At 63.2% G+C, this 11,362-nt stretch carries 12 protein-coding genes; 5 read left to right on the forward strand and 7 right to left on the reverse strand.

The genetic code is table 11. The features are described from left to right. Positions 1-154: 154 nt before the first annotated feature. Positions 155-2,665: a ligase-associated DNA damage response DEXH box helicase gene (locus tag ACODTZ_RS09925; RefSeq protein WP_489025466.1), complete on the reverse strand. Its 2,511-nt coding sequence runs from the start codon at positions 2,663-2,665 to the stop codon at positions 155-157. A gap of 127 nt (positions 2,666-2,792) precedes the next feature. Between ACODTZ_RS09925 and ACODTZ_RS09930 the strand changes: the two genes are divergently transcribed. Then, positions 2,793-3,761, forward strand: coding sequence for an alpha/beta hydrolase (locus ACODTZ_RS09930; protein ID WP_489025416.1), 969 nt, complete (start codon positions 2,793-2,795; stop codon positions 3,759-3,761). On the opposite strand, the gene ACODTZ_RS09935 is transcribed toward ACODTZ_RS09930, so the two are convergent. Continuing rightward, on the reverse strand, positions 3,755-4,510 hold the full coding sequence (locus ACODTZ_RS09935; protein WP_113009864.1) for an ABC transporter substrate-binding protein: 756 nt from the start codon (positions 4,508-4,510) through the stop codon (positions 3,755-3,757). The two genes, ACODTZ_RS09930 and ACODTZ_RS09935, sit on opposite strands and share 7 nt — an antisense overlap. 181 nt (positions 4,511-4,691) lie before the next feature. On the opposite strand from ACODTZ_RS09935, the gene ACODTZ_RS09940 reads away from it, so the two are divergent. Next, positions 4,692-5,192: an RrF2 family transcriptional regulator gene (locus tag ACODTZ_RS09940; protein WP_112942836.1), complete on the forward strand. Its 501-nt coding sequence runs from the start codon at positions 4,692-4,694 to the stop codon at positions 5,190-5,192. Positions 5,193-5,213: 21 nt separating this feature from the next. Next, complete coding sequence (locus ACODTZ_RS09945) at positions 5,214-5,675, forward strand: carboxymuconolactone decarboxylase family protein (RefSeq protein ID WP_018898338.1); 462 nt, start codon at positions 5,214-5,216, stop codon at positions 5,673-5,675. A 59-nt stretch (positions 5,676-5,734) separates the two neighbouring features. Here ACODTZ_RS09945 and ACODTZ_RS09950 read toward each other — a convergent pair whose 3' ends face one another. The 3 genes from ACODTZ_RS09950 to ACODTZ_RS09960 all read right to left on the reverse strand — a co-directional run bounded on the left by ACODTZ_RS09950 (position 5,735) and on the right by ACODTZ_RS09960 (position 8,172). Further along, a complete protein-coding gene (locus ACODTZ_RS09950) occupies positions 5,735-6,319 on the reverse strand; it encodes a transglycosylase SLT domain-containing protein (RefSeq protein WP_489025417.1) in 585 nt (194 codons plus the stop codon). 126 nt (positions 6,320-6,445) lie between these two features. Beyond that, complete coding sequence (locus ACODTZ_RS09955; protein ID WP_489025419.1) at positions 6,446-7,252, reverse strand: TIGR02186 family protein; 807 nt, start codon at positions 7,250-7,252, stop codon at positions 6,446-6,448. Then, positions 7,252-8,172 (reverse strand): sulfite exporter TauE/SafE family protein, encoded by a 921-nt coding sequence (locus ACODTZ_RS09960; RefSeq protein ID WP_018898341.1) that lies wholly within the window; start codon positions 8,170-8,172, stop codon positions 7,252-7,254. Before ACODTZ_RS09960 ends, ACODTZ_RS09955 begins: the two co-directional genes overlap by 1 nt. 295 nt (positions 8,173-8,467) lie before the next feature. Between ACODTZ_RS09960 and ACODTZ_RS09965 the strand changes: the two genes are divergently transcribed. Next, positions 8,468-9,052, forward strand: a complete 585-nt coding sequence (locus tag ACODTZ_RS09965) for a DUF922 domain-containing Zn-dependent protease (RefSeq protein WP_489025420.1) — start codon at positions 8,468-8,470, stop codon at positions 9,050-9,052. Between the two features lie 20 nt (positions 9,053-9,072). Here the strand turns inward: ACODTZ_RS09965 and ACODTZ_RS09970 are convergent, their stop codons facing one another. Next, positions 9,073-9,702, reverse strand: coding sequence for a TerC family protein (locus tag ACODTZ_RS09970; protein WP_489025422.1), 630 nt, complete (start codon positions 9,700-9,702; stop codon positions 9,073-9,075). A 125-nt stretch (positions 9,703-9,827) separates the two neighbouring features. Beyond that, positions 9,828-10,304 (reverse strand): RrF2 family transcriptional regulator, encoded by a 477-nt coding sequence (locus ACODTZ_RS09975; RefSeq protein WP_489025423.1) that lies wholly within the window; start codon positions 10,302-10,304, stop codon positions 9,828-9,830. Between the two features lie 118 nt (positions 10,305-10,422). Here ACODTZ_RS09975 and ACODTZ_RS09980 point away from each other — a divergent pair, with 118 nt between their 5' ends. Continuing rightward, entirely contained in the window at positions 10,423-11,322 is a 900-nt protein-coding gene (locus ACODTZ_RS09980) for an NAD(P)/FAD-dependent oxidoreductase (protein ID WP_489025425.1), read from the forward strand. Positions 11,323-11,362 lie beyond the last annotated feature (40 nt).

Genomic DNA, 11,362 nt, shown 5'->3' on the forward strand with positions numbered 1-11,362 from the left:
CGGGGAGGAAGGCCCAGAAGGCCCTCTCTGCCCTGCCGGGCATCTCCCCCACAAAGGGAGAGAAAACGTGTGGCGCCGCTCTGCCATGACCGTGACCTCGGCGGTGCGGCGGGTAAGTCCCTCCCCCTTGTGGGGAGGGGTTGGGGAGGGGACTTTACTCCAACGCCTCGGCAATCAGATCGTCCGCCGCCTCCGCCAGCAGAACATCCTGCGCCTCGCCATGCACATGCTCCTTGCCGATCTCCAGCATCACGGGCACGGCAAGCGGCGAGATGTGCTCCAGCGGGCGGTGGGTGATGTGCCCCTTGATTCGCTTCAGCATATCGCCAAGACGGCCGATGTCCAAAAGCCCCGTCGCCGCATCCTGCCGCGTCGCCTGCAGCAGGATATGGTCTGGCTCGTGGGTTCGGAGCACGTCGTAGATCAGATCGGCGGAAACCGTCACCTGCCGGCCGCTCTTTTCCTTGCCCGGGTGCCGACGCTCGATCAAGCCTGCAATCACGGCGCAATTGCGGAAGGTGCGCTTCAAAAGGAAGGATTCGTCGAGCCAGCTTTCGAGATCGTCGCCCAGCATGTCCTCGTCGAAGAGTTCGGCGAGGCTGAGCCGGCCGGTCGAGATCATCCGGCCCATATCCTCCAGCCCCCATATGCCGAGCGAATAGTCGGTGGCGACGAAGCCGAGCGGCTTGGCGCCAGCGCGTTCCAGTCGGCGGGTCAAAAGCATGCCCAGCGTCTGGTGCGCCAGCCGTCCTTCGAAGGGATAGGCCACCATGTAGCAGCGGCTGCCGCGCGGGAAGGTCTCGATCAGCAGCTCATCGCGCTTCGGCAGGATCGACTTCTCCTTCTGGATCGCCAGCCAGTCGCGCACCTGGTCCGGCAGCCGGTGCCAGCGGTCGGGGTCGTCGAGCATCGAGCGCACCTGATCGGCGAGATAGGTGGAGAGCGGAAACTTGCCCCCGGCATAGGACGGGATCTTCGGATCGTTGGAATAGGCCTGGCTCGCGAGCGCCTCGTTCTCGCGGATACCCTCGAAGCGCAGCACCTTGCCGGAGAAGATGAAGGTGTCGCCGGGCGAAAGCTGCTCGAAGAAATACTCCTCCATCTTGCCGAGCGTCGCCCCGCCACGCCCGATGCGGCCGCCTTCGCCGCGCTTCACCATCTTCAGGTTCAGCATCGGGCTCTCGACGATCGTGCCGAGGTTCAGCCGATATTGCTGCGCCACCTGCGGATTGGAAACCCGCCACCGCCCCTCCTTCGTCTTGCGGATGCGGGCATAGCGCTCATAGGTGCGCAGCGCATAGCCGCCGGTGGCGACGAAATCGACGATCCGCTCGAAGGTCTCCCAGGAAAGATCCGCATAGGGCGATGCGCTGATGATCTCGTCGTAGAGCTCCAGCATGTCGAATGGCTCGGCGCAGGCCATGCCGAGCACATGCTGGGCGAGCACGTCGAGCGCGCCGCGCCCGACCGGCGGCGTGTCCTGCGCGCCGATATAGTTGGCGTCGAGTGCTGCCTGGCACTCCATCACCTCGAAGCGGTTGGCGGGAACGAGGATTGCCTTGGAGGGCTCGTCCATCCGGTGGTTGGCGCGGCCGATGCGCTGCGCCAGCCGCGAGGCGCCCTTCGGCGCGCCGACATGGATGACCAGATCGACATCGCCCCAGTCGATGCCGAGATCGAGCGTCGAGGTGGCGACCACGGCGCGCAGCCGGTTCGCCGCCATCGCCGCCTCCACCTTGCGCCGCTGGCCGACATCGAGCGAGCCGTGATGCAGGGCGATCGGCAGATTGTCGTCGTTGGCGGTCCAGAGCTCCTGAAACAACATCTCCGCCTGGCTGCGGGTGTTGACGAAGAGCAGCGTCGTCTGGTGCTCGAGCAACTGCTTGTAGACATCGGGGATCGCGTATTTCGCCGAGTGCCCGGACCAGGGAATGCGCTCTTCAGTGGAAAGGATCGAGATATCGGGCTTGGCCCCACCTTCCACCGTGACGATCCCGGCATGCCGCTCCCCACCCTCCGGCTGCGCCACCAGCCACTTCTGCAGCTCCAGCGGCTCGGCGACAGTGGCCGAAAGGCCGATCGTCTGCAGCTTCGGCGCAAGCCGCCTGAGCCGCGCCAGCCCCAGCGACAGCATATGCCCGCGCTTCGAGGTGACCAGCGAGTGCAGCTCGTCGAAGATGATGTATCTGAGGTCCTTGAAGAAACGCTCCGCCTCGCCATTGGCAAGCAAAAGCGCCACCTGTTCCGGCGTCGTCAAGAGGATATCGGGCGGGCTGAGCTTCTGGCGCTGCCGCTTGGAAACGGGCGTATCGCCGGTGCGGTTCTCGACGGTGACGGGCAGCCCCATCTCCAGCACCGGCTTCATCAGGTTGCGCTCGATATCGACCGCCAGCGCCTTCAGCGGCGAGACGTAGAGCGTGTGAATGCCGGTGAAGGCAGAGCCGGGTGGGATCTTGCCGCGGCGGGTGAGATCGGTGAGCGATGGCAGAAAGCCGGCCAGGGTCTTGCCGGCCCCGGTTGGCGCGATCAGGAGCGTGCTTTCGCCGGCCTCGGCGCGGGCGAGAAGCTCCAGCTGATGCCTGCGCGGCTGCCAGCCCTTCTCCGCGAACCAGCGGGTAAAAGGGGCAGGCAGGGATATCAGGCGCTCGCTATCGATCTGGTCCACCGCCTGAATGTAGTTCAAACCGCGCCGATGAGAAGGCGTCGCGTCAGCCGATCGTCGATGCAGCCGGTAATTCCGCCGCATTGCTGGTTTGCCTTGCGGCAACCAGTGCAAACCGATGGAACGAAAGATGCTGACGCGCCGATCCGTGCTGACCGCCCTGAGCGCCGCAACCGTGATGCCGAACATGTTGCTGCCGGGCATGGCCCGTGCCGCCGGCAACCCGGCGGACGCGCCGAGCGAAATCCTGCCCCTGTGGCCGGGAGAGCCGCCGGGTGGAGGCGGCCCATCCGGCGCGATCGTCGAAAATGCCAGGGGCGCGATCAGCAACATCGCCATGCCCGATATTGCGGTTTACGCACCGGCGAAACCCAATGGCATCGCCGTGCTGGTCGCCGGCGGTGGCGGATACCGGCGGATCTCGATGCGCAACGAGGCGAGGCCGGCTGCGCGCTGGCTGAACAATCACGGCATCACCGCCTTCGTGTTGTCCTATCGATTGCCGGGCGAGGGCTGGGCGGCCGGCCCGTTGGCGCCGTTGCAGGACGCGCAGCGCGCGATCCGGCTGATCCGTGCCAATGCCGCGCATTTCAGCATCGATCCCGGGCATCTCGGCGTGCTGGGCTTTTCCGCGGGCGGCCACCTGCTCGGCCTTGCGGCGACCCGCTCCGCATTCGCTTCCTATCGAAAGGTCGATGCGGCGGACAAGCAATCGGCGCGACCGGATTTCGCGGCGCTCATCTATCCCGTCATCACGCTGAAGCCGCCCTACGACAACACCTGGACCCGCCGCATGCTGGTCGGCAGACATCCGAGCGCAGCCCTTAGCGCCGAATGGTCGGTGGATGATCATGTGGAGGCCCACTGCCCGCCCATGTTTATGGTGCAGGCAAAGGACGATCCGATCTCCGATCCTGAAAACACGGTCATCATGCAGCAAGCCTGCGTGAAGGCCGGTGTGCCGGTGGAATTGCACCAGCTGGAAAATGGCGGCCACGGCTTCGGCATGGGGCGAAAGGGCAAGGCGTCGGCGGATTGGCCGGCTGACTTCGTGCCGTGGTTGGCGCGTATCAACCGGCCGATCCCGCTAGGTCAATAGATATCGAAGGGGAAGTACTGCTTGGTGATCTTCTGGTAGGTGCCGTTGGCAACAAGCGCGTCGATCGCCTTGTTGAAGCGCTCCTTCAGCTCCGTCTCGCCCTTGCGGATGCCAATGCCGGCTTGCGTCTCGCTTCCCGGGATATCGCCGAGCAACTTGCAGCAATCCTTGCCCGCCTTGTTGAGCCAGTCAACGACCACGAACTTGTCGGAGACCACCGCGTCGGTGCGGCCGTTCTGCAGGTCGGCCACGGCCTCGTCCTGCGTCGGATAGAGCTTCGCTTCGGCGCCGCCCTTGGCGTAGACGTCGCTGGTGTAGTTCGCCTGCGTCGTCGATGCCTGCGCGCCGACCACCTTGCCCTTCATGTCCTCGACCGTAACGCCCTTGATCGGGCTGTCCTTGGGCACGGCGACGGCGAGCGGCGTCGTGTAATATTTGTTGGTGAAGTCGATCTGCTGCTTGCGCTCCTCGGTGATGCTCATCGAGGCGATGATCGCGTCGTATTTCTTGGCGAGCAGACCGGGAATGATGCCGTCCCAATCCTGGGCGACGATCGTGCACTTGGCCTTCATTTCCTCGCAGAGCGCCTTGGCCATATCGACATCGAGCCCCTTCAGACTGCCATCCGATTCCACGTAGTTGAAGGGAGGATAGGCGCCCTCGGTGGCGATCCGGATGGTGTCTTCGGCGGAGGCCAGGTGCGCCGTGGCGAGAAGCGCCGCGGCCGTCAGCAAGATCGTCTTTTTCATTGATGTTCCCTTTTGGAGTGTTTTGACACTGCAACCTTAGCTGATCCCAATCGCTTCACAAGCCTTCGCTGAATAAGCCGAAAGTCTACCGCCCCGGGCGCAATCGCGGCGTCTCGGAAAGAAGATTGACAGGCGGCATAATCATGGATATATTTTATCCATGAATTGAGGAGCTGGTCACATGAAACTCGGAGACGGTGTCGAACAGGCCATTCACAGTGTGGCGATGCTCTCGGGCTTGTCCGAGGGTGGCGTGCTGTCGGCCGCAGCACTCGCGGAGTTTCACGGGGTGTCGACGAGCTATCTCCTGAAGCATCTGCAGGCGCTGTCAGGCGCCGGCATCCTCCACACCGTGCCCGGCCCGAAAGGCGGTTACCGCCTCGCAAGGCCGGCGGAGAAGATCACGCTGCTCGACATCGTGCTGGCCGTCGAGGGACCTGCGCCCGCCTTTCGCTGCAACGAGATCCGCCAGCGCGGGCCGAACCCGGCGCCGGATCGTTTTTTCGCCAAGCCGTGCAACATCTCGGCGGCGATGCTGAAGGCCGAGCGCGTCTATCGCGCCGAGCTCGCCAAGACCACCATTGCCGATCTCGGCGCCGAACTGGCGGAGATCGACGACGGGACGATCGCAGCCAGAAGCTGCGCGTTCCTGGAACTGCATGAACGTCGAACGGCTCGCTGAGCCATCAAAGGAGAAAGTGCCATGCAACCGCGTTTCAATTTCGCCAAGGCCGCACCGGATGCCTACAAGGCCGTGCTCGCGCTTGAGGACTACGTCCAGAAGTCTGGCCTCGAACGCCGCTTCATTCACCTGATCAAGCTACGGGCGTCCCAGATCAATGGCTGTGCCTATTGCGTCGACATGCACGTCAAGGAAGCCCGCCATGATGGCCTGAGCGAGCAGTGGATCAACCTCATGTGCGTCTGGCATGAATCGCCCGTCTATGACGAACGCGAACGCGCGCTGCTCGGTTGGGTCGATGCCGTCACCAAGGTCGCCCAGACGGGCGCGCCCGATGCCGATTATGAGGCGCTCAAGGCGCATTTCAGCGAAGCCGAGATGATGAACATCACGGTTGCCATCGGCGCCATCAACGTCTGGAACCGCCTGGCCGTCGGCTTCCGCGCCCAGCACCCGATCGACAAGCCGGCCAAGGCCGCCTGATCTCATCGTGAACTTTAGACCGGGCTGGCGGCGATACCGCCGGCCCGTTTTCGTTCAAATCAATTGCAGCCGCCCTGCAACTGCCGCTGATAGTTGGCAGCCATGCCCGCAAACCGCTGCGCCGTCTTCTGCAGCTGCGCGTTCGAGCGCCAGTCGCCGCGTATGTAGCCCTTCGGACCGGAATAGTAGGCGAGGTAGAGGCTGTAGGCGTCGTTCAGCTGGATGCCTGTCGTCTGGCTGTTCTGCCAGTGATACCAGCCGATGAAGTCGATCGCGTCGGAAAAGTTGGTGCGCCGCGCGCTCCAGTTTCCGGTTGCCGATTGGTAGTGATCCCAGGTGCCGTTGAGCGCCTGCGAATAGCCATAGGCTGTCGATTGCCGCTTCCACGGTATGAAGCCGAACAGCTTCGTGCGGGGCGGCCGCGCATTCGGCTGGAAGCCCGATTCCGTATACATCGTTGCCATCAGGATCGGCACCGGCACGCCATATTTCTTCTCGGCTTTCTCCGCCGAGCGCTGCCAGCTGGTGAACATCCCGTCGCGCTGGTCGAACACCGCGCAGATGTTTCGTGTCTGTTTGGGAGCAGTCGCGCAGCCGGCAAGAACAGCCAGAACCACGACGGCAAGGAGAGTACGGATACGCATGACTAAACCTCTCGACGTCGGAGAGATTACTAACTGGTAAACGTTAATGGTCGGTTTTTAGACAATGACGATGCCGTGATCATCTCGTGGCGAGACCGGGGCAGGCCCATCCAGCCGAGGCCGCGATCACTCCTTGCGGAACACCACGCTGGCGCCCCAGCCAGTCACGACAGCCAGGAACACGGCAAACAGGCCGTAGATGATCGGCTGCTCGTGCGCGGCATCGGTGATCGTCTGCTCGATGCCGGTCTTGATCACCCGCAAGGGGGCCGATTTCTCGGTCACGAACTTGCCGCTCTTGAACAGATAGGCGCGAACCGTATGCACGCCGTTCGGAATGTTGGCGGGCAGCCGCAGGCTGGCCTTGAACAGATTGGAGCTGACGAAGCGCACGCCGCTCGGATCGCGAACGTAAAGGCCGCTGCGCTCCTGCAGCCGGCGATAAGCGTCACGGAACTCGCCGACATTGCTGGCATTGCCGAGAAAGCCCATCGGCGTCAGCGGAATATGGTCGATGCCGATGCCGCGATCGGTGAGATCGAGCGGCGTCGTCACGTCGTCGAGCATGCGCGAGCTCGACATCGAATAGGAATGCGGCACAGTCTCGAAGGTCATCGAATGCGTGTTGACCCAGATGCCGAACACGCGCTCCTTCTTGCGCACCGTGGCATTGTCACGCGGGCCTTCTAGCACCACGACCACATCATATTGGCCGATCGCGAGCAGCAGGCTGTCGGTGTTGGTCACGGCTCCGAAGATCGTCAGATCCGCGCCGTGAAAGTCCGAGGTGATGGCGATCTCGCTGGTGGACGTGCCGATCTCCAGTCCCTCGGCAACCGGCTGCGGCGCCTGGCCGGGCAGCAGCGTCTGCGCGCCGGCCGCCATCGGCAGCAGCATGAGGGAGAAGAGCAGGGTCCTGAGCAGGTGGCGCATCAGTTCGCACCCATCACGACCGAATAGATATCGCTCGGCGTGACCACCAGCGCCACGGCAAGGCGAAGGCCGACGGCGAGAACCAAAAGCCCAAGCAACGCGCGCAGTTGTTCGCCGCGCAGCTTCTGCCCGACGCGAACGCCATATTGCGCGCCGATGACGCCCGCGATCATCAGGATGAAAGCCAACACGATATCGACCGAGAAGTTGGTCGCGGCCTGCACGACCGTCGTATAGGCGGTCACGAAGATGATCTGGAACAGCGACGTCCCGACAACGACGTTGGTCGGAATGCGCAGCAGATAGATCATCGCCGGCACCATGATGAAGCCGCCGCCGACGCCCATGACAGACGTCAGGATGCCGATGCCGAAGCCGAGCGCCACGATCGGGATGACGCTGAGGAAGATCTTCGATTTCTTGAACCGCATCTTCAGCGGCAGGCGGTGAACCCAGTGATGATGTCCCGGCCGGCGTGGTGCGGCCGGGATGTTCTTCGATGCGCGCCGCATCGCGTTGACGCTTTCAAGCAGCATCAGCCCGCCGACCGTGCCGAGGAAAAGCACGTACATCAGGGAGATGATCAGATCGAGCTGGCCGAGCCGTCGCAGCAGCGAAAACACCCAGATGCCGACGGTGGCACCCGCGAGACCGCCCGCCAGAAGCACCGAGCCGAGCTTCACATCCAGCGTCCCGCGCCTGAAGTGGGTGAGCGCGCCCGAGATCGACGAGGCGACGACCTGATTGGCGCCGGTGGCAACGGCGACGACGGGCGGGATGTTGTAGAAGATCAGAAGCGGCGTGATGAGAAAGCCGCCGCCCACGCCGAACATGCCGGACAGGAAGCCGACGGCCGCACCCATGCCGAGAATGATGAAAATGTTCACCGACAATTCTGCGATGGGCAGATAGATTGTCACAGCCGACCCCGATTTGCGGACGACCCGGCGGGCCGTTGCGTTCCCCACATCTTATGCGAATGAGACACCGTAGCTTGAAATCGTTGCGATAGGCTTTCGATCAGCGACACCGCGTCTCCTCAATACGCGAAGAATTCTGATTAATCAGGCTTTTTTCAGGTTTTGTGACAATCACGGCACACTCGTGCGCGGAAGCGACCCAACGCCCAGCAGTGCGATTGAACGCCAGGTGGCGGCGCCCTAGGTTGGCCGCGCGGAACAAAGCACGGGGAACAATGTGGGATCAGCCATTCGAATGTTGACGTTGGGTGCGCTGATCGCGTCGATGCCTGTTATGGCGCTCGCGCAGTGGAAGCCGACTGAGGAGGTGCGCAACTACGCGATATCAGGCACGACCGGCGCCGAACTCTACGGCTCGATCGGCCAGCGCGGCCCCGAGGTCGGCGGCCAGTCCAGGGTAATCGCCCACACCACGTTCAAGCTGACATGGACGCGCAAATACGAACGGCAGCCCGATAATGCCTGCAAGCTGACGGTCGCCAAGCCGAAGCTGACGATCATCTACACGCTGCCCAAACCGTCGGCCAAGCTCTCGCCAGCGGTGCAGGCCAGCTGGAACAGCTTCATCGAGGAAATCCGCAAGCACGAGCGCGTGCATGGCGACACCATCATCGACATGGTGCATGAGATCGAGACGCTAAGCCTCGGCTTTTCCGCGCCTGATGATCCCGATTGCCGCAAGATCCGCGCCAATCTCACCGAGCGGCTCGGTGAGATATCCGGCAGGCAACGCCAGCGCGGTCGCGATTTCGACCGGGTGGAGATGAGCGACGGCGGCAATGTGCAGGCGCTCATCCTGAAGCTCGTCAACGGCCCCTGACGGGGCCATCCGAGATTGCTTTAGCCGCCGGTTGCGGCCGCGACATGCGGCCAGACTTCCAAGCCGCCGCGATAGATCATGTGCAGGGCGACATAGACGATGATCGCCAGGCCTATATAGGCGATCCAGTGATAGCGGTTGAGCAGGCGCGCGATGAAGTTCGCGGCGATACCCATCATCGCGATCGAGAGAATCAGGCCGATGACAAGCACGGTCGGATGCTCGCGTGCAGCACCCGCCACGGCAAGCACGTTGTCGAGCGACATCGACACGTCGGCGATGACGATCTGCGTTGCCGCCTGGAAGAAGGTCTTGCGAGGAACCTGTGAGCCTTCGGCATGCTCGCCTTCGCCGTCCTGGGCATTATTGGCGCGGATTTCCCGCCACATCTTCCAGCAGACCCAAAGCAGCAGGATACCACCCGCAAGCAGCAGGCCGATGATCTCGAGCAATTGCACGGTGACGCTGGCAAGCGCGATGCGAAGCACGGTGGCGGCCAGAATGCCGACCAGAATGGCCTTCTTGCGCTGGTCGGGGGCAAGACCCGCCGCCGCGAGCCCGATAACGACGGCATTGTCGCCGGCCAGAACCAGGTCGATGACAATGACCTGCAGAAGCGCCAGCAAGCCGGCGGATGTGAATATTTCCATGATGCAATTATCCCTGCGCTGCGCGAAGCCTCTCCCCGGCGTCGCCAAGGCTTAAAGGATCGGTCGGCAATGGATCAAGTGCTGTCGGCCAGCTTCGGCAAAAGATCCGCGCCTTTCGCGTAAATTCAGCCGGATGCCGATTGTTCCGCGTGAATGTTGCCGTGGACGTTGCACTGTCCCTCGGGCATGCGCCGGTCGAAGTCGGCCGCGATGTCGGCGATGGTCACCGTGCGGAAGCGTTCGAGAAGAAGCGCTTCTGCCTCTTTCAGCGCGTCGCCGAGCTTCGCATCGACGGCCTGTTCCACGAGACAGTCCGGCTGATCGACCGAAGGGCCGATCGCAAAGAGCGGCGGCTTGCCGATCGCTTCGTAGATGTCGAGGAGCGTGATCTGGTCGAGCCCGCGCGCCAGTTCCCAGCCGCCGCCATGCCCCTGTTCGGAGCGGACGTAGCCAAAGTCGCGCAAGCCCGCCATGGTGCGCCTGACGACCACGGCATTGGTGCCGAGCATTTTCGAAATGGTTTCCGATGTCGCGCGCTTGTAGTGCCGGTCCATGTGGATCAGCACGTGCAGCATGCGCGAAAGGCGGCTGTCGCGTCTCATTCGCTTACTCCTGTTGCAAGCAATCTAGCGCTAGAGTTCATCTGTAACAAGATAGGTTACGTGTCTTGACGGTAGGCTTTTATGTAACATATGAAGATGCGAAAGATAGGAGAACGTCATGACCTACGATGTGATCATTGTCGGCGGCAGCTTCGCCGGCCAGTCCGCCGCCATGCAACTCGCCCGCGCGCGCCGTAAGGTGCTCGTTGTCGATGGGCGCAAGCCGCGCAACCGTTTCGCTGAAGCGTCCCACGGCTTCCTTGGCCAGGACGGCAAGGCGCCGGCGGCGATCATCGCCGAGGCATCCCGCCAGCTCGGCCTCTACAAGACGGTGACGCAGCTGCAGGGCGAAGCAACCGAGATCGGCAGAGAAGGCGATATCTTCGCCCTCACGCTTGCCGACGGCACCACGCAGCGCGCCGCCCGCATCGTGCTTGCCACCGGTGTCCGCGACGAGCTGCCTGACATCGAGGGGCTGCAACAGCGCTGGGGCAAGACGGTGATCCATTGCCCCTATTGCCATGGCTATGAAGTCGCCGACCGGCCGCTCGGTGTGCTCGCCGGCAATCCGATGTCCGTGCATCAGGCGCAGATGATTCCGGATTGGGGACCGACCACCTATTTCACCCAAGGGCAATGGGAGCCCGATCCCGAGCAGGCGGCCTTGCTCGATGCGCGCGGCGTCGTGATTGTTCGCAGCCCGGTCGTCGAATTGCTGGGAGAGGGGACCGACCTGGAAGCCGTTCGTCTCGACGACAGCCGCGTCCTGCCGCTTGGCGGCCTGTTCGTCGCGCCGAAGACGCATCTGACGAGCCCGCTCGCCGAACAACTTGGCTGCGCGCTGGAGACCGGCCCTACCGGGCCGTTCATCCGCGTCGACAATTTTCAGCAGACCACGGCCAAGGGCGTCTATGCCGCCGGCGATGCCGCCGTGGCGATGGCCAATGCGACCATGGCGTCTGCTGCAGGCGTCATGGCAGGCGTTGCCGCCCACCGCTCGCTGATCATGCCGGACTGAGCACGCTTCGGGGAAGGGCGCAGGCAAGCACCGCTCAAAC

It is taken from the genome of Rhizobium sp. FG113, assembly GCF_057809895.1.